This is a genomic window from Algibacter sp. L1A34 (genome assembly GCF_009796805.1).
Taxonomy (GTDB): domain Bacteria; phylum Bacteroidota; class Bacteroidia; order Flavobacteriales; family Flavobacteriaceae; genus Algibacter.
The window spans coordinates 177,152-202,055 of the sequence record NZ_CP047029.1; the positions used below are offsets into that span (position 1 = coordinate 177,152).

Here is a 24,904-nt window from a genome sequence, read left to right on the forward strand (position 1 = left end):
CTATGGCTACTACAAAAACACATACATTAAAAAAATGGGACACACTGCATAACAACGGCCCATTCGATATAAAAAAACTATACGTAACCGAACTAGAAGGTGATGGGAACATGCCAAAAAAACTTGATCGATACAACGATGCAGCAAAAGAAATAAGAAGGTTAATTAAAGAATCTCACGATGCTAATCACGGTTTTAGAGCTTACGGATCTGCCTGGTCCATGAATAATATTGCCAGCCATAAAGACCGAATGCATTACAATGGGTTTATGAATATACATATTCCGATAGAACCTAAAAATTGTCATCCTGATACCGATTTCGATGCTTCAAATTTATTTTTATTTGAATGTGGCACAACAATAAAACGTGTTTCCGAAGTATTATCAGCACACGGAAAATCACTAAAAACAACAGGAGCAAGTAATGGGCAAACACTTGCTGGATGTATTTCTACTGGTGTTCATGGTTCTGCATTACATGTTGGTTCCGTTCAAGATTATGTAGTTGGCTTAAACTTAATTATTGGGCCAAACCCAGAGGATATTGTGTATTTGGAACGCCATACAAAGCCTGCTTTAAACAACGCTTTCGCGGAAAACATAAGCAAAAGAGTAATTCGAAACGATGGTTTATTTAATGCAGCTCTTGTAGGGCTGGGTGCTTTCGGGTTTATTCACGGTATTGTTATTGAAGCCGAACCGCGCTTCTTATTAAAACGCTATGTAAAAAAAATTGATAAAGGTTTAGCTTTAGAACTGGCCGAAACTTTAGATTTTAAAAACTCTACTTTTAAAATCCCTGAAGAAACAACCGACGATGGTTTAGGCAACACACCATATCACTATAAAGTTTTCATAAATCAATACAGTCAAGAGAATAAATATGTAGTAGAATTAATGTATAAAAAGCCGTACCAAACCAATTATAAAGATCCTTTTCCTATAATAAAACAATCTTTATATCGCGATTTAATATACTTATTCACTAAAATGGCAGAGAATTTCCCTAAAAGCATTCCTTGGCTAGTAAAACGTTTACGCAAATCCATTTTACCAAAAGTAGACGAAGAATTAACAGGGACTTTACCCGAAATATTTTGGGATGCACCTTATCAAGGTCCTGCATTTGCTTGCTCTTTTGGAGTAAGCCATACCGATTCTCCAAAAGCATTAAAACTCCTAGCCGATTTAACGAATAACGAAGGTCCTATTCCAGGAATTTTTGCTATGCGCTTTGTTAAACAAACTAAAGCTACTCTTGGTTTTACAAAATTCCCAGTAACCTGTATGTTAGAAATTGACGGCGTTCTATGGAAAAAAACTAAAAAAATAATAAGCTTAACAGAGTACTCTAAAAGGATGATTGAAGTTTTAAAAGAAAACAACATTCCATTTACCATTCATTGGGGAAAAAGCAACGATTGGGCTTTTCCTAATTTGGTAAAACATATCTATGGAAACGAAGCTGTTAAAACATGGAAACAATATAGGCACGCTTTACTTTCTGAGGAGATGGCCCAGTTGTTTTCCAATACATTTTTAGAAAACGTAGACTTAGCAGAATTAAATATCGATCCTACCGAAACCCCAATTACAGACGACGACTTAATAGCTTCACTATAAAAACAAGACACGATGCCTAACGAAACAACATCCCATTTCCCTTATAAAACTTTAATTTGGGCCCTATTAGCCGCATTAACACTATTTATTTTTAAACCTCAAATAGAAATGCTACTAACCGATGCGGAACATATTGTTGTGTTTGGTATAGAAATAAAAACAAACAAGGAACAAGCCAACAAATTAACGGATAGTATTCAACAATTTGAAACCCAAATTAACAGCTTATCAGGCCAAATTACAACACAGCAAAATCAAATAAAAACTTTAGATAGGCTTAGAGCAAAACTTGAAAACGATTTAAAAAAATGTCCAGATGCGCAAGAGAATGTAAAAGAATACAGCTTGCAATTAAACCAAATATTTAAAGCCAACACCGAATTAAAAACTAAATCGGATGTTTTAAAAGACGTTAAAATTTTACAAAGAAGCGAACTCGTTAAAAAACCATAAGCCTAAGCTTATAGACTATAACGCTACTAATTCCTTATGAATTTCATTAAAGAAATAAAACTGATTCTTATACCAGAATGTGTTTTCAAATAATAGAATATCCAATTTGGTACTTCCGTTACTTTGTAAAATATTTTTTGCTTTATCGAAATATAGCTTTGTATTTGGTACATCTTTCAATTTATAATACGTCATGGAAAGCCCAAGCATAGCATCAAAATCTAAGGCATCAAATTTTAGAGCCATTTCAAAATCGGTAATAGCATTTTTATATTTTCCTAAAAGCAAATATGAAGTTCCTCTATAGAAATAAGCAAACCCATTATTTTTATTTAACCTAATAGTAGTAGAAAAATCGTTTTTCGCTTTCTTATAATAATTAATACTTAACAGAAATACACCTCGATTATAGTAAGTATCTGCCGAAGGATCCATAAGTACCGCAACGGTATAATCTTTTAAAGCCTGTTTATAATTTTCAAGATTCTCAAACGATAAAGCTCGTAAACCATAAGCCTTAGCATAATATGGTTCTTTTGTTAATAATTGATTAAAAACAGCTATAGCCTCGTTATAATCACCTAAATCAAAATTAGCGCAACCCAAACTGTAAATCGCATCTAGAAAATCCGGATCCATCTTGGTTGCATACTTATAATCCTCTCTAGCTCCTTCAAAATCCTCTAAACTATATCTGGCATTACCACGATTAAAATAACTATCGGCATCGGGTTGCGATATTATAATTTTAGAATAATCAATAATAGCACCCGAGTAATCGCCCAACTCATTTTTAGCTATGGCACGATAAAAATACGCATCTAACTTATCAGATTCTAAAGCAATTACTTGCGTTAAAAGCTCTATTCTCTCATTTAAATCTTCTGTTTTTAAAGCTTGGCGAAACAATTTATTTGCTTGCCCAAATATTAATATTGGCAATGCAACTAAGATTAAGGTGAAGTATTTTTTCATATTATATTAATTCAACAATTAATATGCCGTTTTTAATGGCTTCAACAATTTTTTATTAAAGGTAATTATTTTTTACATAATTATAGGTATTAAACATTCAACAAACCCCTCTTAATTAGAACACCAAACAGCCAATTCATTTCCCGAAGGATCTAAAAATTGAAATCGACTTCCGCCCGGGAACATAAAAACATCTTTTGTAATCGTTCCTCCTGCCGCTTCTATTTTAGCTTTAATTTCTAATAAATTTGCATGATACAAAACCACAAGCGATCCGTTAATTATTTTGGAATCGGTATATTCGAAACCGCCTTCTAAACCACTATTTTTAAATGCAATGTAGTCTGGTCCATAATCGGTAAATTCCCAATTAAAACATTTTTGATAAAAACTTTTGATGGATTCTAAGTTATTAGCATATAACTCAATGTAATTTATATGATTGTTTTCCATAAAATATTATTTAAGTCGATTAAAAAATGACTCGCAACTAAGTTATTAAAAGAATAATAACTTCATCAAAATATTACTTCATTTTACCCAAAATATCCTTTTTCTTACTTTCCAAATAATGGCGTTCCAAATCATTATTCACAGCATTAAGCGCCAAATCAATTTGATTAATAGCTTTTCTAAAATCATTAGTCGCTATAAAATATTCTGCTACTGTACCATAAAACAAATAACTACGCTGTTCAAAATCGTGAGAATTCAAACTATCCAAATATAATTTTGTTAACTTAAAATCTTCTTTTTGAATACAAATAACGGCCATGCTTAATACATGTATATCCATAGGTTGTAAAGTGTATAAGCATTGATACCAATAATGAATTTTATCCCAATTAGTATCTTCAAACCGCGCTACTTTTAAATGCTCGGCAGCAATAGCGGCTTCATAATGATAACACGAAAACGTTTTACATTGAACCGCTTTATGCATCATGGCATTCCCAAGTTCTATTAGCGGAAAATACCACAAACTTCTATCCTGCATTTTTAAACTAAGTAGCTCATTCTCTAGATTAGTTTTCGCATCTAACCGTGCCGAATGAAAACACATTAATGCACACAACGCATAACTTTCTGGTGTTCGAGTATGTTTATTCTTTAAAAGCATCTGACAGAGCCTTAGTGCCTCGCCACATAACTCTTCCCTAATTAAAATTTCTTTTTTATTAGAATGAAAACCTTCATTAAAAATTAAGTACAATACTTCCATCACACTTTCTAAACGTTCCGGCAAAGCTTTTCCTTGAGGGATTTGGAATTTTAAATCAGACGCCAAGATAGCTTTCTTAGCTCTTGCCAATCGTTTTTTTATAGTATCTTCTTTAGTTAATAATGCCGATGAAATTTCTTTTATACTAAACCCCGAAACCGTTTTTAAAGCAAACGAAATGCGATCTCTAGGATCCAGTTTTGGGTGGCAAGCCGTAAAAATCATTCGTAATTGTGCATCGGCGATCTCTGTATCTAAAAAAAGATCATTTACAGCAATGGTATCCGTTCCCAAATTAAAATCAGGAATATGTTTTTGATGTGTTTTTAGACTTCTAAAGATATCTAAAACTCGATTTTTAGCCGCTTGTGTAAGCCACGCCTCTGGATTCTCTGGCGGATTATTTCTCCAAGCTAAACTTGCTTTAATAAAAGTATCTTGCACAGCATCTTCAATACTTTCAAGATGTTTCAATCCAAAAATCCGAGTTAAAACAGAAACCATCTTTCCGCTGTGATGGCGAAAAAGATGGTCTATGAGTTTACTTCCCATTAATGGTCGAAAACCATAATTTCACGAATCTCTACCGTACCTCCTAAATCAAAATCAGGATAATCTTGAGCTATTTTTTCAACTGCATCAAAACCTTCAGCTTCAACTAAATAATAACCACCCACAATTTCTTTAACCTCTGCCGACGTTAAATCTGTAACCGTTCGATTTTTACCAACAACACGTCTAATTTGTGGTGTTAAAGCCTCGCCTCCTCTCAATACTCCAGCGCTTTCCATTTTATTCCCCCAAGCAAACCATTTGCCCATTCTCGTTTGTAACTCTTCTGGAGATAAGCCTAAATCGGCATAATCGGCACCAACGAAAATCATCATAAAATTTTTCATATTATATATTTTTAAGGTTTATATAATTAAGACGTTTACCAAAATGTAAAAGGGGACCGTTTTTCAAAATAAATTATAACTTTTTAAAAACTGCTTCAATTTTAATTTGGGCGTTTCCCTCTGGGGCAGGCTTTCACGACTCGCTCCCTCCTATCGTCGGGGAGCTCAAACAGGCCGTTCAATCCTTAACGCGAGTGTAGGCTTAAAGTTATTTTTTAACTTTTAATTTAACGAATATAACCCAAAATCCATTCAAACTCAAAACTTCATAAAACAAAAAAAAAGACCACCTGGGAATTTCAGATGGTCTCTTTAAAAATATATTTTAAACTCTTATTCTCCTAAAAATGGGTAACGGTAATCTTTAGGTGTAACAAAAGTTTCTTTTATCATTCTAGGCGATACCCAACGTAATAAGTTTTGAGCGCTTCCGGCTTTATCATTTGTTCCAGATGCTCTAGCACCTCCAAATGGTTGTTGCCCAACAACAGCTCCTGTTGGTTTATCGTTAATATAGAAATTACCAGCACAATTTTGTAAAGCTTCTGTAGCTTGTGTTACAGCATATCTATCGGTAGATAAAATAGCTCCCGTTAATGCATAATCACTAGTTTCATCAACTAACTTCAACGTTTCCGCGTAAGCGTCATCCTCATACACATAAATAGTAATTACAGGGCCAAATAACTCTGTAGACATGGTTGTGTATTTAGGGTTTGTTGTAAGTATAACAGTTGGTTCAATAAAGTATCCTTTGCTTTTATCGTAACCACCACCAACAATAATTTCTGCATCAGCATCCGCTTTTGCTTGGTCTATATATTTAGCTAATTTATCGAAAGAACCTTCGTGAATAACCGCTGTAATAAAGTTGCTCATATCTTCTGGAGAACCCATTTTAAAAGAATTCACATCTTCGATTACAAATTTCTTTACATCATTCCATAAACTTTGAGGAACATAAGCACGAGATGCCGCACTACATTTTTGACCTTGAAATTCGAAAGCTCCACGAACAATAGCTGTTGCTACTTGCTTAGCATTTGCAGATTTGTGAGCTACAATAAAATCTTTTCCTCCTGTTTCCCCAACAATTTTCGGGTATGTTTTATAGTTATGAATGTTATTTCCTATTTGTTTCCAAAGTTCCTTGAAAATAAAAGTAGACCCTGTAAAGTGTAATCCAGAAAAATCTGGGCTAGCTAATACTGTATCTGTAATCATTACTGGATCGCCAAAAACAACATTAATAACACCTGCAGGAACTCCTGCTTCTTCAAAAACATCCATAATAACTTTAGCAGAATATACTTGGCTATCACTTGGTTTCCATACTACAACATTACCCATTAACGCCATACAAGCTGGTAAATTTCCAGCAATTGCGGTAAAGTTAAATGGTGTTACAGCATAAGTAAAACCCTCTAATGGACGATACTCTACACGGTTCCAAGCATCACTTGTGCTTTTTGGTTGCTCCATGTAAATGTCTGACATAAACTGGACATTAAAACGTAAGAAATCAATAAGCTCGCAAGCCGCGTCAATTTCTGCTTGGTATATGTTTTTAGACTGCGCAATCATGGTTGCAGCATTAATTTTAGCTCGGTATGGACCTGCAATTAACTCAGCAGCCTTTAAAAATATCCCTGCTCGTTGCTCCCATGGCATTAAACTCCATGATTTTCTTGCTTCTAAAGCTGTAGAAATAGCATCTTCAATATGTTTTTGCTCTGCTACATGATACGTTCCAACCACATGTTTGTGATCGTGAGGAGGAGACATTGTTCTGGTATTTCCAGTTTCAACATCTTGACCATTAATATATAGTGGTACATCTACTTTGCTATTAAACATTGCTTTGTAAGTTTCTAAAACAGCAGTACGCTCAGGTGATCCTGGAGCATAAGATTTAACTGGTTCGTTTACAGCAACTGGCACATTAAAAAAGCCTTTTCCCATGATTTTCTATTTTTTGTTATTGAATATTCAGTAAATACAGCACAAATTTAAGAATTTTTAAATGATATATTTGATTGGAATACTATTAAAAGGTTGTTAATTTAACATAAAACACACATATCATTACTAATTTTAAAAATAGCAGTAAAAATTTAAACTCTTTTAAACCTAAATCCTAAAAAAATGTAAGTTTAGAACAATATAAAGAAGCATCAAAATTAGCTATTTAAATCGTTAGCACCCCATTGGTCTAGACTTCTTAAAATACCTTCGAGAGATTCGCCTCGTGTACTTAATTTGTACTCGACTTTGGGAGGAACCACAGCATATACTTTTCTAACAACTAAACCATCTTTTTCTAGTTCTCTAACCGTTTGTGTGAACATTTTGTTAGAAATACCAATAATTTGTTTCTGTAAAATCCCCGAACGCAAAGCTCCTTCTAAAAGATGAAACAGAATTAAAGGTTTCCATTTTGTACCAATTAACGTCATGGTATAATTAAGCGGGCAATAATTATTTTTATTCATTTTTAAACATAATACATTAATAATCAACAATTAACTCGTTTAAGTAACTATAATACTTTTTAGTAAGTTATTGCCAAGATGACTAATATAAGTTAAGTTTGTAATATAAAACTTGAATTATGACTAAAAATAAAAATTATCCAAAATCTTTTTCACATATCGGAATTACAGTTCCTGATATTAAAAAAGCCGTGAAATTCTATTCTGAAGTAATGGGATGGTATGTTATAATGGAACCTTCCGAAATAAAAAAAGAAAATGACACTGCCATAGGGCAAATGTGTATTGATGTTTTTGGTGAAGACTGGGAAACCTTTGAAATTGCACACTTATCAACATCTGATGGTATTGGAATTGAATTATTCTGTTTCCCTCACGGCGTTAAAGAAGCACCAGAATTCAACCCGTTTAATACTGGTCTTTTCCATTTTTGTATTCAAGACCCTGATATTGAAACATTAGTTGACAAAGTAGTAGCAAACGGAGGTAAACAAAGAATGCCTATTAGAGAATATTATCCAGATGATAAACCATATAGAATGTGCTATGTAGAAGATCCATTCGGAATTATTTTTGAAATCTATACACATAGCTACGAATTAACATATTCTTCTGGCGCTTATACAAAATAAGAGCAAGAAAAACAGTAGAATACAAACCTATTGTAGTCTATAAATTTTATTTTTGCCTTTCAAAATTTTAAAATTTGAAACATTTTTTCGTAAGTTGCCAATCTGTTTATAGACTATAGTTTTTATGTGTACAGTAACTATTTTCCCAACAACCGATAACGGTTTTGTTTTAACCTCGAATAGAGATGAAGCACCAAATCGAATTTCTCTTGAGCCCAATTTATATAACATAGAAAATACAAACCTACTATTTCCTAAAGATAAATTAGCAGGTGGCACTTGGATTGGAGTTAGCGAAAAAAACAGACTTATTTGTGTGCTTAATGGCGGATTTAAAAACCACCAAAAACAAGATAAATATAGACTTAGCCGAGGTGTTATTGCTAAAGACTTTCTTATTACCGATAATATTGAAGCGTGCATTGAGAATTATAATTTAGAAGATATTGAACCTTTTACTATTGTAATTTCAGATTGGAATTCTCAGTTGAAATTCTACGAATTAGTTTGGGATGGTAGCAATAAACATTTCACAAAACTACCCTTAGAACCTAAAATTTGGTCGTCTTCTACTTTATACAACGCAGACATGAAAACAGAGCGTTTACAATGGTTTGAAAACTATAAACAAGAAAACAAATTAACAGCAAAATCTATTTTAAAATTTCATAAAACTGCAGGTGCCGATAATGATAATTTTGGTGTTATTATGAATCGAGGCTCTATAAAAACTACAAGTATAACTCAAGTTGAAAAAATAAATAATAGTGTAAACATGCGTTATGAAAGTTTACACAACCAAAGCATTTCTAACAAAACATTAAAAACGCCACAAATAGTTAATGGATAATACCGGAATTATTATAACACTCGCCTATCCTGACACTATTGTATTAGTTTCTAAAGAATGGTTTTCTCCATTTTTAAGGTTTATAGGTGTTGGAAAAAAAGATTATTTACGTGCTGGCCACGCCGCTTTAGTTTTAATTGACAAAGAAACAGGGGTTTTAGAATATCACGATTTTGGTCGCTACATAACACCAGAACCAGATGGTCGTGTACGTGGCAGGTATACTGATAACGAATTACATTTTCCTATAAAAGCTGAAATCAAAAATGGGAAAATCGAAAATTTAGATAGAATTTTAGAATTTTTAGCAACAAACCCAAAAATAACACATGGTGAAGGCAAATTAGTGGCTTCAGTTTGTAATGTTATAGACTATAAAAAGGCTAGAAAGCATATAACCATGATGCAAAACAAGCATTTTATTCGTTATGCTGCCTTTATTAAAAATGCTAGTAATTGCGCACGCTTTGTTTCCGATGTTTTAATCGCTTCGGTTACAAAACCCGATATGAAAAAAAACATTGAAAACTCAAAATGGTTTACACCAAGTACGGTTGGAAATGTACTACTTTCCAATACTGAAGAACATCCTTTTGAAGTTTCCGAAACTGGAGAAATTTCAAAATTCACAGGTTCTCAAAAAAGTGAGAATTTACGATGTTTTTTAGATAAACTTAAAAATCACGAAGTTAATCTAGTTGGAACTTTAATACCAAAACCTGTAGAAAACCTACATAAAAATGCACAGTGGCTATCAGGTATTGCAGCTGGAGCTTGGTTTGAACTTCACAAAACAGACGAAGTTTCAAAATACAGATTTCGACGTGTTTCTCCTTACGGGAATATAGATGTTGATGCTTTTTTTAAAATTGAAAATAACGCTTTTAATCATGATAAAACGTTTCAATTTATTCCATATTCAAATTGTCAATTCTTTCATGTAAAACAAAATGAAACTGTATTTAAGTTCGAAAGAATTTATTAATTAAAGACTCAAAACAATTTCCTTTTGTTCTTTAAAAACTCCAATTTCAGGCAATTCAGTAATTGCTAAATCAATATATCTTAAAGCTTTTTCTTTGTTTTTTTGATGCGTCTCAATCTGGGCCAATCTATAATATGCCCAAGCTTTTGGTACGCCATCTTTAGCCGAGTAATTTTCTAAATATCTATTTAAGCAAGCTTCCCCCTTACCGAGTTCAATGTTATATTCAGCAGCAACTTTTCCTATTTGATAATGCAACGCGTTTCTCTTAAGTTTACCTTCGGCTTCTTCAATGTTTTTTATGGCATCTTTTGGTCGATTTTCTTTTTCATAAAAAACCGTAAGTTTATTAAAACAAGTTAAAGAACCACCTTCAACTATAGCCATTTTATAAAACTTCTCAGCAAGTTCTGGGGCATCATCATACTCATAAACATAACCTTTAGCTAAGTAACCATCTACTTTAGAAAGTATCTCAAGTTCCTCCGCATATTTTAAAGATTTATTTTTACTTCCTCCTAAAACGCCCGGTAACTGCATATACAATTCTACCAAAGCCCAACGTGTATCAATGTGGTTTGCATCTAATTCAGCCGCTTTTAAAAACGCACTTTTTATATCTCCAATTAATCCAAGCGCAGTAAACTTACTTACGGAGAGTGCTTTCATCCCTAAAACACCTCCATATTTATAATGATAATTGGCTGTATTAGGTTTATATTCAACTAATTTTTTATAATTTCCAATAGCTTCATCCCATTTTTTTTGATAGCCAAAAGTATCGCCCAACAACTCGGTTGCTTTCAGATTATTCGGGTTATTTTCTAAATATTTAATAAGTAAAGGCTCAACTTCTTGGTATTGCTTATTATCTATCATCGTTTCAAAATCTTGAATAGACGATTGACAAAAAGCCCAAATAGGTAACAAAAGAAAAATTAAAAATTTATTCATATAAATTAGTTCGAAAACGCAAAGTTAAACTTTCTACTTTACTCTAAAAATGGTTAACTTCACTCAATGAACGAAACCGTTTACCAATTAGTACTTTTTGGAACGGCTTTTGTTTATATTTTTGAGACAAATTTAGCGTAATGAAAAATTCCATATCTATTTTAATGATTATACTATTTTCAAACTTTTCTTCAGCTCAAAACCATGATTACGAGACGTTATGGAAAGAAGTTAATAAATTTGAAGCTGAAGGTTTACCTAAATCGGCATTAAAAGTTGTTGAAAACATAGAAAAGCTTGCTAAAACTAGCGAAAACTATCCACAAACTATAAAAACAATGCTTTTTAAAAGCAAGTTTGCAATGGTTTTAGAAGAGGACGCTCAACTCGATATTATAAGTGATTTTAAATCTAAAATTTCCAAAAGTGAATTTCCTACTAAAAACATTTTGGAGAATATTTTAGCAAATTTATATTGGCAATATTTTAAACAAAACCGGTGGAAGTTTTATAACAGAACTAAAACTAGCGAAAAAGTAGATACCAACGATTTTAGAACTTGGGATTTACAAACACTTTTTAATGAAACACATTTGCATTTTCAGAATTCGTTAAAAAACGGATTAATGCTACAACAAGAAGGTTTAGAACAATATGACGCTTTATTAAATAATAAAATCGAATCCAAGCTTTATAGACCAACACTTTTTGATTTTTTAAATCACAGTGCTTTAGATTTTTATAAAACTAATGAAACACATATATCCAAGCCTGCGTACAAATTTGATATTGATAGTACAGCGTATTTAAGCGAAGCCAAACCATTTTCGGAACTAAAAATAACATCAAAAGATTCTACTTCACTTCAATTAAACGCTTTAAAAATTTATAAAGATTTAATACGATTTCATTTAAAAGATGCGTCGCCTTTCGCTTTAGCTGATGTAAATATAGAACGCTTAAAATTTGTAAATGAACATGCTACTTTTGATAATCATGAAGCCTTATTACTAGATGCATTAGAAAATGAAAACAAACGCTTAAAAGCACATGAAGTATCTGGTTTATATGCCTTTGAAACTGCACAAATTTTTAATCAGCAAAGTCAAGAATACCAACCAAAAACTAAAGAAACTAACCGTTGGAAAGCTAAAGAAGCTATTAAAATTTGTAATACTGTTATTTCTAAATTTTCAAAAAGTAAAGCTGCTGAAAAATGTAGGGTTTTAAAAACTATTATTGAACGCGCTCAACTTCAAATTACTGCAGAAAGTTTTTTACCTGTTCAACAAGATACTCGCATTTTAGTTAGGTACAAAAACTTAAATCAACTTCAATTTAAAACCTATAAAGTAAGTGATAAGCAGCTCGAGAAATTCAACGCACTTTATAATCAAGAAGATCAATGGGAGTTTATTGAAAAATTAACATCTTATAAAACTTGGGAAAGCACATTAAAAAATGAAAAAGATTACCAAAACCATAGCACCGAAATACTAGTACCAAAATTAGATAATGGCCAATACATTATTGTAGCATCAACCTTAAAAAATAGCAAAAAAAACTTCGCATTTACCAACATACAAGTTACAAATACAGCTTTAGTTGAAACGCAAACACCACAACACAATATTTTTCAATGTATTGACCGAAATAATGGCGCTCCCATTGCCAATGCCGAAATTGAATTCAACTACAATGTAAACTATACAAAAGAAACAAAAACCGAGTATTTCACTACAAACAGTTTAGGAGAATTTAAAATTGAAAAGAAAAGGAATAATTGGTATCGTAATGTGCGATTAAAGATTAAAACCACTAATGATTTGGCCTACTTTGGTGAATATTACATTAATAGAAGCTATACTCAAAATGAAGAAAAAGTAACATACAAATCATTTTTATTTACAGACAGAAGCATTTACAGACCAGCTCAAACGGTTTATTTTAAAGGCATCGCCATGAAAACAGAAGATAACAAATCTGAAGTTTTAGATAATCAAGACGTAGAAGTTGTTCTATATAATACTAATCACGAAAAAGTAAAAGAACTACAATTAAAGACAAACGATTTTGGGTCTGTTTCTGGAGAATTCATTCTACCAAACTCCGGTCTAAATGGCGCTTATTTTATAGAAATCAAATCCCGTTCTGGTAATATTGACATAAGAAGCACTGCTTATTTTTCGGTTGAAGAATATAAGCGTCCAAAGTTTGAAACTAAATTCACCCCTGTTACAGACACTTATAAAATTAACGATTTAATAAATGCTAAAGGTAAAGCCTTAGCCTTCGCAGGCATTACAATTACCGATGCTAAGGTGGTTTATCGTGTACAACGAAAAGTACAATACCCGAACTGGTATTATTGGTATCGTCCGTATTTTAATAGCGAACCACAAGAAATAACGCATGGAGAAACAACCACCAATGATAAAGGTGAATTTGAAATTAAATTTAAAGCACAACCAGATCAAAGTATAGATAAATCGAGCTTACCCGTTTTTAAGTATGAAATTACAGCCGATGTAACAGATTTAAATGGAGAAACTAGAAGTGCAACAACGGTTATCAATGTTGGATACCATGCCTTAATAGCGACTTTGAGTGTTGATTCTGTTTTAGATAAAACTCAAAAAGATCATCTTATTAATATTGATACAAAAAACCTTAATGGTGAATTTATTGATGCTAAAGGTTCTATCAAAATTTATAAGCTGAAGTCACCAAATTCAGTATTAAGAACACGTCCTTGGGAAGCACCCGATTATCAAGATATGTCTTCAGAAGCATTTAAAACCTTATTTCCACACGATGCTTTTCAAGATGAAGACAATTCGAAAAACTGGAAAAAGGGTGACTTAGTTTTTCAAAAAGACTTTAATACTAAAACGGCTAAAACCATTCCGTTAGGAACTATTAAAAAATGGCAGTCGGGTCAATATTTAATTACTTTAGAAAGTGAAGATAAATTTAGACAACCTGTAAAAGATGAAATTAAAACAACATTATTCAGTTATTCTGATAAAACTTTGGCAGACCATCAATTATTTAGTGTTTCTACAGACAAAGATCAATACAGTATTGGAGAAAAAACTAAATTAACGTTTGCTTCTGCAGCTGAAAACATTAACGTTACAGTGTCTATTGAAAAGGATGGAGAAATTACTAAATCTGAAATTATTCAACTTAATAACAATAAAAAAAGCATAACGATTCCTGTTACAAAAAACGACTTAGGCGGTTTTACTGTAAACTATAGCTTTGCTGCATTTAATAGTTATCAATCGGGTTCGGTCGCGATTTCCGTGCCATACCCAAAATCTAATTTAGAAATTGAAACGGTAACTTTTAGAGATAAACTGCAACCAGGAATAGACGAAAATTGGCAATTTAAAATTAAAGGTCCACAAGGTGAGAAAGTAAGTGCAGAGATTTTAGCGAGTATGTATGATGCTTCTCTAGACCAGTTTAAACCACATGCTTGGAATTTTAACCCAATTCAAAACCCAATATATTACACCCAAAATAATAGTCGAGCGCAAACAAGTTTTGGTACGAGTCATTTTAGAGTTTATAATGACTACATAAATGCAAGATATCCTGAACAATATTATGACCAATTGGATTGGTTTGGTTTTAATTTTGGTAGACAAAACCAGAACATCATGATTCGTGGTATGGCAAGCGTAGCTAAAAAACTAAGTGGCCGTGTTGCAGGTGTGCAATTAAATAGAGAAAAAATGCCTGCTCCCGAAATGGTAATGGAAAGCGAAATGTCTAATTTAGATGACACTGTAATTGTTGGCTATGGAACTGAGAGGAAAAGTGATATTACAGGAGCTGTAACAGAAGTAAATTCAGATACTCTTTCAGAAAAAAACGAAAATTTCGACACAGTACAAATCCGTAAAAACCTCCAAGAAACGGCTTTCTTTTTTCCACAGCTAAAAACTGATGAAGATGGAAATATAAGTTTCAGCTTCAATACACCCGAAGCTTTAACCCAATGGAAATTGCAATTGCTAGCACATACAAAAACATTAGAAAGCACCACAAAAACATTAACTACAGTTACCCAAAAGGAACTAATGATTACACCAAATGCGCCACGCTTTTTACGTGAAGGTGATAAAATTTCAATTAGCACAAAAATTTCAAATCTTACAGAAAAAGAACTTTCTGGTCAGGCTAAATTATTTTTAACAGATGCTTTAACAGGAAAAGATATTAATACCGATTTAGGAATTGCTGATGCTCGCAAAAACTTCAAAGTCGATGCTGCAGGAAACACACAAGTAACGTGGAGTTTAACCATTCCAGAAAATGTGCAAGCTGTTCAATATAAAATTGCAGCAAAATCTGGAGATTATAGCGATGGTGAACAAAATGCTTTGCCAGTATTAAGCAACCGTATGTTGGTTACCGAAACATTACCAATGTGGGTAAGAAGCAATGAAACTAAAACATTCACATTAGATAAGTTGAAAAACAATAATTCTACCACTTTAAAAAACCATAAACTAACTTTAGAAGTAACCTCCAACCCGGCTTGGTATGCTGTACAAGCACTACCCTACTTAATGGAATATCCATACGATTGTAACGAGCAAACTTTTAGCCGTTATTATGCGAATGCTTTGGCGAGCCACATTGCAAACTCAAACCCAAGAATTCAAGACGTTTTTAATCAATGGAGAAATACCGATGCCTTACTTTCTAACTTAGAAAAAAATGAAGATTTAAAATCTATTCTAATTCAAGAAACGCCTTGGTTACGTGATGCGCAAAACGAAACTGAACAGAAAAAACGTATTGCTTTATTATTCGATTTAAATAAAATGAATAACGAGTTGCAATCGGCTATTAATAAACTAGAAGTCAATCAAATGAATTCTGGTGCTTGGGCTTGGTTTAAAGGCGGTCGCGAAAATCGATACATTACACAACATATTATTACAGGTTTTGGCCATTTAAAACAACTTTCTGTTGTAGAGCCTAGCGGAAAAACTTCTGAAATGATTTTAAAAGCCATTAATTATTTAGATGATGAATTTGTTCAGGAATATAATGACATCAGAAAATATGATAAGAACATGGATCTAAACTTAGACCATTTAAGTTATACACAATTGCATTATTTATACATGCGAAGCTTCTACCCTAACATTAAAAAATCTAAAGAAGTTGAAACAATTATCAAATATTATGGAACACAAATTGAGAAATATTGGTTAAGTCGCTCGCTTTATGCTAAAGGCCTAATGTCCCTTATTTCTCACAGAAATAATGCTCCCGTTATGGCTTCCAAAATTATAAAATCGCTAAAAGAAACGAGTATTACTTCGGAAGAATTAGGCATGTATTGGAAAGCAAACACCAATTCATGGTTTTGGTATCAAGCACCAATTGAAACACAGGCTTTATTAATTGAAGCCTTTTCTGAAATAGAAAACGATACAGAAACAATTGATAATTTAAAAATCTGGTTACTTAAAAACAAGCAAACCAATCGTTGGAAAACCACCAAATCTACAACCGATGCCGTGTATGCTTTATTACTGCAAGGTAGCGGTTGGTTAAGCGTAACCGATGCTGTCGACATTGTTTTAGGCGGACAAAAAATTGAACCATCAAAACTAGAAGATGTTAAAGTTGAAGCCGGAACGGGTTACTATAAAACATCTTGGAATACTTCGGAAATTAAACCGGAAATGGGAGAAGTTAGTATTTCTAAAAAAGGAGCAGGTATTGCCTGGGGTAGTTTATACTGGCAATATTTCGAAGATTTAGATAAAATTACTTCTGCTGAAACACCTCTTAAATTGAATAAAAAACTATTCTTAAAAACGAATACTGATACTGGTGAAGAAATTTCTAAAATTAACAAAAACACACATTTAAAAGTTGGAGATTTAGTTCGTGTTCGAATAGAACTTAGAAGCGACCGAGCGATGGAATTTATACATATGAAAGATATGCGTGCCGCCGGTTTTGAACCTATAAACGTAATCTCAACTTACAAATGGCAAGATGGCTTAGGCTATTATGAAAGTACTAAAGATGCTAGTACAAACTTCTTTTTCGATTATTTACCAAAAGGTGTTTACGTTTTTGAATATGATTTGCGCGTCAATAACGCCGGAAATATGAGCAATGGCATCACAACGATACAAAGTATGTATGCTCCAGAATTTAGCAGCCATAGTGAGGGTGTACGAGTTGTGGTAGAGTAAGAAACTTAATAAAAAATAAAAATCCCCTTCAAGTTTTAAATTTGAAGGGGATTTTTATTTTATGAGATTTCTGTTATAACAAATACTCAACACTTTAATTAAAACTCCAGTTCTTATAACTACTAGAAGCTTCTAATTTATTTTCTAAACTATCTTCTAACTCTGGAAAGAAATCAATTCCTGTAAGTTTTTCAACTTCATCCACAGATACAACAAACTTATATAAAGGTTGTTTAGACTCTACGCTAGGCATTAAAAATGCTATCATTTTAGTTTTACCCGAATTATTATCGATTAAAACTTTATAAAACTTATTTGGAACAGCAACATGCTCGTCACCAATGGTTTTCATGTTCCCTTTTAAAACACCTCCAGTAACAACAAAAACACCATTGTATTTACTTGCCCAATAACGCACTTTTTGTTCTAGAGTATTCCAAATTCCTGCGTTAAAGTCATGTTTCTGCGGACTAATATTACTTGTTAAAAAAGTCTCATCGTAAGCTTCTTTAGTATAACGTCTATCTCCCGCAGGACAAAGATGCCCACGATCGTAACCCGATTTTTTATAATTACGCCAATCTGCCGCTCCTGTATTTACCGCTTTATCAATTTCAAAATACGGTCGTTTAAAATCGTTTTTAGATAAGTGTGATTTCTTTAACTCGTAAGCCACCCATTCTGCTTGTTCAAAAGGCTCACTATATGAAAGTGAATACCCATCATGATGCACAATTTGCCCTGTAGTACTTGTTGGTAAAAAATACTCGTTGGTATCCGATTTAGACTGCCTGCCTTCGGTTATAATTTCGGTTTTCTCTTCTTCATTTAAAAAATGCTCATAACCATAAATTACTACAAGAATAATAGCGGCAGCGATAGATAATAACTTCCTTTTATTCATTATTCTAAAACAAATTCTAAAGGTTCACCAATTGTAAAATTAGGGGCATTAATATCTAGTAATGCTGAAATGGTTGGTGCAATATCTGTAATTTCAGTTTTCTTAACTGTTTTTCCATGTTTTATACCTTTTCCGAAGAATAAAAGAGGCACATGTGTATCATAATTTAAACCACTACCATGTGTAGAACCCGTTTTTCCGTAGGAAATATAAGCCGGATCTTGAAGAACTAAAACATCACCAGATCGTTTTTGATTATATCCATTTTGAAGTAATTTTTCAATCCCTACAGTAAATGAAGCTTTCCCCATTGTTGTTGCTGTGTATGCTTTATAAACATTAGTATAATTAATTATTTCATTAACTACAACATCTTGAACATCTTCTAAATTTAAGTTTAAGCTTTTAATTTTTTCACGGTTCAAAAATATTTGATTGTTACTTATGTTTTCAATTAAATCTCCAGAGTTAAAAGTTGTTTTCATAAATGCTTCCAACTTTGTTCTCATCGCTTTATTATTCAAATATCCAGCTGGAATTTTTTTAGATTTCATATAAGCGGGTACATTAATAGCACCGTGATCTGCGGTTAAAAATACCGTATAATTTCCTTTACCAACTTCTGCATCCAATCCTTTAAAGAAACGCTCTAAATCTTTATCTAAACGTAAATACGTGTCTTCAATTTCTTTAGAATTAACACCAAAATTATGACCAACATAATCGGTACTAGAAAAACTAACTGTTAAAACATCTGTAAATTCATCTTTTCCTAAATCTTCGCCTTTTAGGGCTGCTAAGGCAAAATCTGCTATTAAACTATTTCCATAAGCTGTTGCTTTCAAAATATCATAACCTCCGTTTGTCTTTTTTAACTCATCTAAATCATAAGGAAATGTTGCTGTTTCTTTTCCTTTAAATCCGCCTTCAAAATCGTTTAAATCATTTCCACTTTCAGCATAAGTATCAATATCATATAAAGTATTCCATGTTTTAAGATATGATTTTGCACTACCTGATGAATTAAATTTTGTTACCCATTTTGGTAATTCATTCATATAAAATGTACTAGAAATAAAATTCCCTTCATTTTTTCCTTGAAACCAATATGCAGCATTCGCTGTATGTCCTGCAGGTAAAATGGCTCCACGATCTTTAATTGAAATACCGATAGTTTTTCCTCGCATTTGCGTGAACAATCTATTTTCATCAGCAAATGTTGTTGTTTTCATACGTTGCGAAGACATTTTTCCCGCATCCGTTTTGGTGCCTACGGATTCCATTGAATCGTCTTGAGCGCAATACACCATAGTTTTCAATTCCTTATCAAACCAATTATTTGCAATAATACCGTGATATTTTGGTGTAGTTCCAGTATAGATTGAAGCGTGACCAGGACCTGTATAAGTTGGTACATAATTAAAATGATTGTTTTTACAATTAAAGCCTTCATTCATCATACGCTTAAAACCTCCTTCGCCGTACCTATTAGCAAATCTTGTTAAATAATCGTAACGCATTTGATCTACCACGATTCCAACTACTAGTTTTGGATTAGACTCATCAGATTTGTTTTGTGCTTTAGTCGACAAGCCCAACACAAGGACTACAGCTAAAAGAAAAATGTTTTTATTCATTATAATAGGTTTAAGGCTCAAAAATACATATTTTAAAAACATGTTAATTTAAAATAATCGTTAAATCCGAGTAACTTTTTTTACTTTAGCACTTCAAATTTAGATATGACGTACCTACATAATATAGGAGCTTATTTTTTAATGATTGTCGAAATGTTTCGCAAGCCAACAAAATGGGCTGTAATGAAGCAATTAATATTAAAAGATATTGACGACTTGATCATTGGATCGCTTGGCATTGTTGCCTTTATTGCCTTTTTTGTTGGTGGTGTTGTTACCATACAAACGGCTTTAAATATTGATAATCCATTAATCCCAAAATATTTAGTTGGCTTTGCAACAAGACAATCTATTATATTAGAATTTGCACCAACATTTATTTCGATAATTATGGCTGGTAAAGTAGGATCTTTTATTACATCCAGCATTGGAACCATGCGAGTTACCGAACAAATCGACGCCTTAGAAGTTATGGGTATAAACTCATTAAACTACTTAGTTTTTCCTAAGTTTATTTCTTTAATGCTATATCCTTTTTTAATATCAATTGCTATGTTTTTAGGTATTCTTGGTGGAATGGCAGCTTGCGTTTTTGGAGGTTTTAGTTCCTTGGAAGATTATACTACTGGAATACAAATGGATTTTATACCGTTTCATATTACTTATGCTTTTATAAAAACGTTTGTGTTTGCTTTTTTACTAGCAACGATTCCTTCTTTTCATGGATATTATATGAAAGGTGGTGCTTTGGAAGTTGGAAAAGCAAGTACCACATCGTTTGTTTGGACTAGTGTTGCCATAATTCTTTTAAATTATTTACTAACCCAAATGCTGTTAAGCTCATGATTGAAGTCAAAGATTTACATAAATCGTTTGGAGACGCGCATATTTTAAAAGGGATTTCCACCACTTTTGAAAAAGGAAAAACCAACCTTATTATTGGGCAAAGTGGATCGGGTAAAACCGTATTTTTAAAATGTTTATTGGGTTTATTTGATTATGAAGAAGGCTGTATTGCCTACGATGGCCAAATATTTGCTCAACTTACAGAGGATGAAAAGCGAAATATGCGCGCAAAAATTGGTATGGTCTTTCAAGGAAGCGCCTTGTTTGATTCTATGACAATTGCCGAGAACGTTATGTTCCCACTACAAATGTTTACCAAACAAAGTAAAAGCGAAATGGAAGATCGTGTAGATTTTGTTTTAAAACGTGTAAACCTAGATGATGCGCATAAAAAAATGCCAAGTCAAGCTTCAGGCGGTATGCAAAAACGTGTCGCAATTGCTCGTGCTATTGTTAACAAACCTAGGTATTTATTTTGTGATGAACCTAACTCGGGATTAGACCCAAAGACAGCTATTGTAATTGATAATTTAATTCAAGAAATTACAGATGAATACCAAATAACAACCGTAATAAATTCGCATGATATGAATTCGGTTATGGAAATTGGTGAAAAAATCGTATTTTTAAAAGATGGTTTAAAAGCTTGGGAAGGCTCTAAGGATAACATTTTTAGAACCGATAACGAGGTAGTTACCGATTTTGTGTATTCATCAAACTTATTTAAAAAAGTTCGTAAAATGTACTTAGAAGAGAATAGTTGAAAATTGTAATCATCCTATTCTACTTCTAAAAACAGTTAATATTAATTAATTTCGTTTTATAATTACAACCTTTGTTTTAAGCTCTTGTTTTAACCAATCTCCAAGTTGTTTTTCTTTTATAATTACCAAGCTATCATTTAGTGATTCGCTCCACTTTACAGTAGCAACATCTAAAGTATCTGTATTTATAAAATCTTTAGATTCAAGAGTTTTTGCGTAACTAAAATACTGTAAATCGTTGAACCTAACTTTTGCATCGCGCGAAAGATTAGTAAAAGACACCGTGTTTTTCTCTGCATTTACAACACGAAGTTCTTCTCGTATCACATCAATTTCTGCTCTTAAACTAGAAATAACATGATCTTTTTCATCTAAATCCTCAATAGCTCTATCGTAAGCATCAGATATTTTATCAAAACTTCTATTTTTATTACCAAAAATCACTAATTCAAAATCACTAATTTTTGAGTAACTTTTAACTTCATTTCTCAAATCGGATTCTGTTGCATCCGTTATTTCACCATTAAAATAAAGTGTTATCTTTTTTTCGTTTGAATCTAATGTTCCATTTTGAAACCATAATTCTCGATTCATTTTAATTTCATTTGAAATAAAATTGTTGTAATCATTCTCATAACCACTACTCTTCAATACTCTTAAAAAAGTTATGGTTGGATAAATCATGACAACCAACGCTACCAACAACGCAAATCTAGCCGTTCGTCTTCTTTTGGCAGAATTAGCATATTTAAGCATAGGAAACCTTAATACTTTAAGTACAAGAAATGTTGCCAAAGCAATAAAAATAGTATTGATGGTAAACAAATTCATGGCTCCTAAAAAGTAGGTAAAATTACCATGAGCTAAGCCATAACCAGCTGTACACAAAGGTGGCATTAATGCTGTAGCAATAGCAACACCAAAGATTACCGAAGCAATGGTTCCTTTTTTAGTACGCGCAATAATTAACGCCAAACCACCAAAAAAAGCAATAAGTACATCACGAATATCGGGTTTTACACGACCTAATAATTCTGAAGTTTCTTGATTTCCTAACGGGAAAAACTTAAAAAACAAAAATGCCGTTAATAAACTTAGCACAATCATGGTTGCTAGGTTTATTAACGATTTTTTTAAGGTATCAATATCGTTTATGGCAATGGATAAACCTATTCCCAAAATAGGCCCCATAAGAGGAGAAATTAACATGGCTCCAATTACAACAGCGGTTGAATCGGCATTTAACCCAATAGAAGCGACAAAAATAGAACAAATTAAAATCCATGCCGTAGCGCCCTTAAAAGGAATATCGGCTTTAATAGCTTCAATTGTTGCATCCCGGTCTGTATCTTCACGGAAATCTAACAATTCTTTAAAAAATACCTTAATGCTCTTAAATAATCCTTCTGCGTCTTTCTTTACAGCTTTTTTAGATTCCTCAACATCTTGATTTTTTTTTGCTTGAATCTCTTCTTCAGAAAAATTGAATTTATGTTCTTCCATGGTTTATTAATTTGCAAAAAACTTTTAAATTTTAGTTGCCATGCTTTTCGTTAAGCCTTTTTAAAACTAGTTTTATATCTTGTTCTTTACTTTTAGGGTAAATTAATAAAGCATCATCATTATCCACTATTATATAGTTGTCCAAACCATCGATAATCACCTTTTTACCAAGTTTAGTTCTTATCATATTACCTTTAGCATTTTCTACTAAACTTTTAGAATTTAAAATAGCATTATCATCCTCATCCTTATCAAGTTTATCGTATAAACTTCCCCAAGTTCCTAAATCGTTCCAATCAAATTCTGCCCCTATCACGTAAACATTTTTAGATTTCTCCATGATAGCATAATCTACCGATACGTTTTCTGCTTTCGGGTAATTTTCCTTTATAAAATCCTCTTCCAATTCGGTATTATAAACTGGAATTCCAGATTCAAATAACTGATATAATTCTGGCTGATTATTTTTAAATGCTTTTAAAACACTCTTTGCACTCCACATAAAAATACCTGCGTTCCATAAAAAATTACCTTGGGCAATAAATGCTTTGGCCGTTTCATAATCTGGTTTTTCTCTAAATTGATTTACTGGTTTAATAACTTTAGTTGAATCTTTATCGAATTCAATATAACCAAAACCTGTATTTGGAAATGTAGGTTGAATTCCTAACGTCATTAACGCATCATTTTCTGAGCAATAATTAAAAGCTTCTTCTACATTTTTTGAAAACGTTTGTTCATCTTCAATCCAGTGATCACTTGGAGCTACAATCATTAAAGCATCCGGATTCTCTTTTTGAATTTTTAAAGATGCATATAAAATACAAGGTGCTGTATTTCTCATGGCTGGCTCTAAAACTACTTGTTTTTGAGTTACTTCTGGAAGCTGTTCTAAAACCAAATCGTTATAGCGCTCGTTTGTTAATATGTATATGTTTTCCTTAGGAATTAATCGTGATAGACGCTGAAATGTTTTTTGAATAAGTGTATCACCAGTTCCGAGCATATCGTGAAATTGTTTTGGAAAATCACTTGTACTAACAGGCCAAAACCTAGATCCAACTCCGCCTGCCATCAATATGGCATAATAATTTTTATTCATTTTCTACTTTATTTGTGCTAGAAACTCAAATGAAATTCTAGCTTATTAATATTATTACTTTATTTCTTTTTTTAGAAATTAAATTAGTTCAACCTCTGCATTTGGATTAAACAAATATAACCTTCCTGTTTTAATTTCAACACACTCAAATCGTTTTACCCGTTTTTGTCCCATTTTAAATACGCGACCATTATATAATTTAAAGGTTACTCCTAAGGGTATTTCAAACACATAAGTTTTATCGTTTGGCTCGTCAAATTGCTTTAAAGCAAACGCTAATTTAATATCTGTATCACTAGAGGCTTTTGGATTTTTAAAATGCTGCGCTAAAAGTGGCAATAGATTATTTGGGAAAATATTTGGGTTTAAAAATGGTAACATTAAATGCTGAAAAGTGTGCTTCCACTCTAAACCATGGGGTTTTATATATTTACCATAAGCTTTATAGGTTTCAAAATGGGCTATTTCATGAATAAGCGTTATTAAAAACCGGTATTCATTTAAATTCGAATTTATTGTTATTTGATGTTTTCCGTTTGGCAATTGCATATAATCTCCATGGCGCGTTTTACGTTCGTTTTTTATTTTAACAGAAAGGTTATCATGTGCTAAAAGATTTAAAACTTGAACTAAAGAATTGCTCGGAATATAATTTTTGAGTAGGTTCTGCATTAAGACAAAAATAATAATTGTTGAAACAACACACTTATTTTTTAAGAGAAAAAAAATAAAAACTTGAAAAACTATTATTAAAAATCTGACGAATCATAAAATATATTTTTAGTGTTTCCTATATATTAAGATTGCTTTAAATCTTATAAAGAT

20 protein-coding genes are annotated in these 24,904 nt (G+C 32.3%); 8 read left to right on the forward strand and 12 right to left on the reverse strand.

Annotated features, from left to right (window positions below; translation table 11 throughout):
• Positions 1-2 precede the first annotated feature (2 nt).
• A complete protein-coding gene (locus GQR97_RS00680; protein ID WP_158844075.1) occupies positions 3-1,625 on the forward strand; it encodes an FAD-binding protein in 1,623 nt (540 codons plus the stop codon).
• Positions 1,626-1,637: 12 nt separating this feature from the next.
• Positions 1,638-2,078 (forward strand): hypothetical protein, encoded by a 441-nt coding sequence (locus GQR97_RS00685; RefSeq protein ID WP_158844077.1) that lies wholly within the window; start codon positions 1,638-1,640, stop codon positions 2,076-2,078.
• A 15-nt stretch (positions 2,079-2,093) separates the two neighbouring features.
• Here the strand turns inward: GQR97_RS00685 and GQR97_RS00690 are convergent, their stop codons facing one another.
• The 6 genes from GQR97_RS00690 to GQR97_RS00715 all read right to left on the reverse strand — a co-directional run bounded on the left by GQR97_RS00690 (position 2,094) and on the right by GQR97_RS00715 (position 7,666).
• Positions 2,094-3,053: a tetratricopeptide repeat protein gene (locus GQR97_RS00690; protein ID WP_158844079.1), complete on the reverse strand. Its 960-nt coding sequence runs from the start codon at positions 3,051-3,053 to the stop codon at positions 2,094-2,096.
• Between the two features lie 111 nt (positions 3,054-3,164).
• Entirely contained in the window at positions 3,165-3,506 is a 342-nt protein-coding gene (locus GQR97_RS00695) for a VOC family protein (protein WP_158844081.1), read from the reverse strand.
• A 73-nt stretch (positions 3,507-3,579) separates the two neighbouring features.
• Entirely contained in the window at positions 3,580-4,827 is a 1,248-nt protein-coding gene (locus tag GQR97_RS00700) for an RNA polymerase sigma factor (RefSeq protein ID WP_158844083.1), read from the reverse strand.
• Positions 4,827-5,174, reverse strand: a complete 348-nt coding sequence (locus tag GQR97_RS00705; RefSeq protein WP_158844085.1) for a YciI family protein — start codon at positions 5,172-5,174, stop codon at positions 4,827-4,829. The genes GQR97_RS00700 and GQR97_RS00705 overlap by 1 nt, the downstream gene beginning before the upstream one ends.
• Positions 5,175-5,507: 333 nt before the next feature.
• A complete protein-coding gene (gene pruA / locus GQR97_RS00710) occupies positions 5,508-7,136 on the reverse strand; it encodes an L-glutamate gamma-semialdehyde dehydrogenase (protein ID WP_158844087.1) in 1,629 nt (542 codons plus the stop codon).
• A gap of 218 nt (positions 7,137-7,354) precedes the next feature.
• A complete protein-coding gene (locus GQR97_RS00715) occupies positions 7,355-7,666 on the reverse strand; it encodes a winged helix-turn-helix transcriptional regulator (RefSeq protein ID WP_158844089.1) in 312 nt (103 codons plus the stop codon).
• Positions 7,667-7,785: 119 nt separating this feature from the next.
• Between GQR97_RS00715 and GQR97_RS00720 the strand changes: the two genes are divergently transcribed.
• The 3 genes from GQR97_RS00720 to GQR97_RS00730 all read left to right on the forward strand — a co-directional run bounded on the left by GQR97_RS00720 (position 7,786) and on the right by GQR97_RS00730 (position 10,133).
• Positions 7,786-8,298, forward strand: coding sequence for a lactoylglutathione lyase family protein (locus GQR97_RS00720; protein ID WP_158844091.1), 513 nt, complete (start codon positions 7,786-7,788; stop codon positions 8,296-8,298).
• 124 nt (positions 8,299-8,422) lie between these two features.
• Positions 8,423-9,148 carry an NRDE family protein gene (locus GQR97_RS00725; RefSeq protein ID WP_158844093.1) on the forward strand — a complete coding sequence of 242 codons (726 nt, stop codon included), beginning with the start codon at positions 8,423-8,425 and terminating at the stop codon, positions 9,146-9,148.
• Positions 9,141-10,133: a DUF6695 family protein gene (locus GQR97_RS00730; RefSeq protein ID WP_158844095.1), complete on the forward strand. Its 993-nt coding sequence runs from the start codon at positions 9,141-9,143 to the stop codon at positions 10,131-10,133. The genes GQR97_RS00725 and GQR97_RS00730 overlap by 8 nt, the downstream gene beginning before the upstream one ends.
• Here GQR97_RS00730 and GQR97_RS00735 read toward each other — a convergent pair whose 3' ends face one another.
• Complete coding sequence (locus GQR97_RS00735) at positions 10,134-11,087, reverse strand: tetratricopeptide repeat protein (protein WP_158844097.1); 954 nt, start codon at positions 11,085-11,087, stop codon at positions 10,134-10,136.
• A gap of 140 nt (positions 11,088-11,227) precedes the next feature.
• Here GQR97_RS00735 and GQR97_RS00740 point away from each other — a divergent pair, with 140 nt between their 5' ends.
• Entirely contained in the window at positions 11,228-17,323 is a 6,096-nt protein-coding gene (locus GQR97_RS00740) for an alpha-2-macroglobulin family protein (RefSeq protein ID WP_158844099.1), read from the forward strand.
• Positions 17,324-17,417: 94 nt separating this feature from the next.
• On the opposite strand, the gene GQR97_RS00745 is transcribed toward GQR97_RS00740, so the two are convergent.
• Both GQR97_RS00745 and pafA read right to left on the reverse strand, forming a co-directional pair.
• The gene (locus GQR97_RS00745) at positions 17,418-18,227 is read right to left on the reverse strand and encodes a DNA/RNA non-specific endonuclease (protein WP_158844101.1); all 810 of its coding nucleotides are present in this window, start codon (positions 18,225-18,227) and stop codon (positions 17,418-17,420) included.
• Positions 18,227-19,864, reverse strand: coding sequence for an alkaline phosphatase PafA (pafA, locus tag GQR97_RS00750; RefSeq protein ID WP_158844103.1), 1,638 nt, complete (start codon positions 19,862-19,864; stop codon positions 18,227-18,229). Before pafA ends, GQR97_RS00745 begins: the two co-directional genes overlap by 1 nt.
• Before the next feature lie 105 nt (positions 19,865-19,969).
• On the opposite strand from pafA, the gene GQR97_RS00755 reads away from it, so the two are divergent.
• Both GQR97_RS00755 and GQR97_RS00760 read left to right on the forward strand, forming a co-directional pair.
• Positions 19,970-20,710 (forward strand): MlaE family ABC transporter permease, encoded by a 741-nt coding sequence (locus tag GQR97_RS00755; RefSeq protein ID WP_158844105.1) that lies wholly within the window; start codon positions 19,970-19,972, stop codon positions 20,708-20,710.
• Positions 20,707-21,474 carry an ABC transporter ATP-binding protein gene (locus GQR97_RS00760; RefSeq protein ID WP_158844107.1) on the forward strand — a complete coding sequence of 256 codons (768 nt, stop codon included), beginning with the start codon at positions 20,707-20,709 and terminating at the stop codon, positions 21,472-21,474. The genes GQR97_RS00755 and GQR97_RS00760 overlap by 4 nt, the downstream gene beginning before the upstream one ends.
• 45 nt (positions 21,475-21,519) lie before the next feature.
• Here the strand turns inward: GQR97_RS00760 and GQR97_RS00765 are convergent, their stop codons facing one another.
• From GQR97_RS00765 to GQR97_RS00775, 3 genes are all read right to left on the reverse strand, one after another.
• On the reverse strand, positions 21,520-22,977 hold the full coding sequence (locus GQR97_RS00765; protein WP_158844109.1) for a DUF389 domain-containing protein: 1,458 nt from the start codon (positions 22,975-22,977) through the stop codon (positions 21,520-21,522).
• A gap of 31 nt (positions 22,978-23,008) precedes the next feature.
• Positions 23,009-24,079 (reverse strand): mannose-1-phosphate guanylyltransferase, encoded by a 1,071-nt coding sequence (locus GQR97_RS00770; protein ID WP_158844111.1) that lies wholly within the window; start codon positions 24,077-24,079, stop codon positions 23,009-23,011.
• A gap of 78 nt (positions 24,080-24,157) precedes the next feature.
• Positions 24,158-24,751: a SprT-like domain-containing protein gene (locus tag GQR97_RS00775; protein WP_158844113.1), complete on the reverse strand. Its 594-nt coding sequence runs from the start codon at positions 24,749-24,751 to the stop codon at positions 24,158-24,160.
• Positions 24,752-24,904: the final 153 nt, after the last annotated feature.

Excerpts from the sequence above, each read along its gene's own strand:
- GQR97_RS00765 (WP_158844109.1), bottom strand. The coding sequence starts at position 22,977 with ATGGAAGAACATAAATTCAATTTTTCTGAAGAAGAGATTCAAGCAAAA.
- GQR97_RS00695 (WP_158844081.1), bottom strand. The coding sequence starts at position 3,506 with ATGGAAAACAATCATATAAATTACATTGAGTTATATGCTAATAACTTA.
- GQR97_RS00680 (WP_158844075.1), top strand. The coding sequence starts at position 3 with ATGGCTACTACAAAAACACATACATTAAAAAAATGGGACACACTGCAT.
- GQR97_RS00730 (WP_158844095.1), top strand. The coding sequence starts at position 9,141 with ATGGATAATACCGGAATTATTATAACACTCGCCTATCCTGACACTATT.
- pafA (WP_158844103.1), bottom strand. The coding sequence starts at position 19,864 with ATGAATAAAAACATTTTTCTTTTAGCTGTAGTCCTTGTGTTGGGCTTG.
- GQR97_RS00725 (WP_158844093.1), top strand. The coding sequence starts at position 8,423 with ATGTGTACAGTAACTATTTTCCCAACAACCGATAACGGTTTTGTTTTA.
- GQR97_RS00745 (WP_158844101.1), bottom strand. The coding sequence starts at position 18,227 with ATGAATAAAAGGAAGTTATTATCTATCGCTGCCGCTATTATTCTTGTA.
- GQR97_RS00705 (WP_158844085.1), bottom strand. The coding sequence starts at position 5,174 with ATGAAAAATTTTATGATGATTTTCGTTGGTGCCGATTATGCCGATTTA.
- GQR97_RS00770 (WP_158844111.1), bottom strand. The coding sequence starts at position 24,079 with ATGAATAAAAATTATTATGCCATATTGATGGCAGGCGGAGTTGGATCT.
- GQR97_RS00775 (WP_158844113.1), bottom strand. The coding sequence starts at position 24,751 with ATGCAGAACCTACTCAAAAATTATATTCCGAGCAATTCTTTAGTTCAA.
- GQR97_RS00715 (WP_158844089.1), bottom strand. The coding sequence starts at position 7,666 with ATGAATAAAAATAATTATTGCCCGCTTAATTATACCATGACGTTAATT.
- GQR97_RS00735 (WP_158844097.1), bottom strand. The coding sequence starts at position 11,087 with ATGAATAAATTTTTAATTTTTCTTTTGTTACCTATTTGGGCTTTTTGT.
- GQR97_RS00720 (WP_158844091.1), top strand. The coding sequence starts at position 7,786 with ATGACTAAAAATAAAAATTATCCAAAATCTTTTTCACATATCGGAATT.
- GQR97_RS00685 (WP_158844077.1), top strand. The coding sequence starts at position 1,638 with ATGCCTAACGAAACAACATCCCATTTCCCTTATAAAACTTTAATTTGG.
- GQR97_RS00760 (WP_158844107.1), top strand. The coding sequence starts at position 20,707 with ATGATTGAAGTCAAAGATTTACATAAATCGTTTGGAGACGCGCATATT.
- pruA (WP_158844087.1), bottom strand. The coding sequence starts at position 7,136 with ATGGGAAAAGGCTTTTTTAATGTGCCAGTTGCTGTAAACGAACCAGTT.
- GQR97_RS00700 (WP_158844083.1), bottom strand. The coding sequence starts at position 4,827 with ATGGGAAGTAAACTCATAGACCATCTTTTTCGCCATCACAGCGGAAAG.
- GQR97_RS00690 (WP_158844079.1), bottom strand. The coding sequence starts at position 3,053 with ATGAAAAAATACTTCACCTTAATCTTAGTTGCATTGCCAATATTAATA.
- GQR97_RS00740 (WP_158844099.1), top strand. The coding sequence starts at position 11,228 with ATGAAAAATTCCATATCTATTTTAATGATTATACTATTTTCAAACTTT.
- GQR97_RS00755 (WP_158844105.1), top strand. The coding sequence starts at position 19,970 with ATGACGTACCTACATAATATAGGAGCTTATTTTTTAATGATTGTCGAA.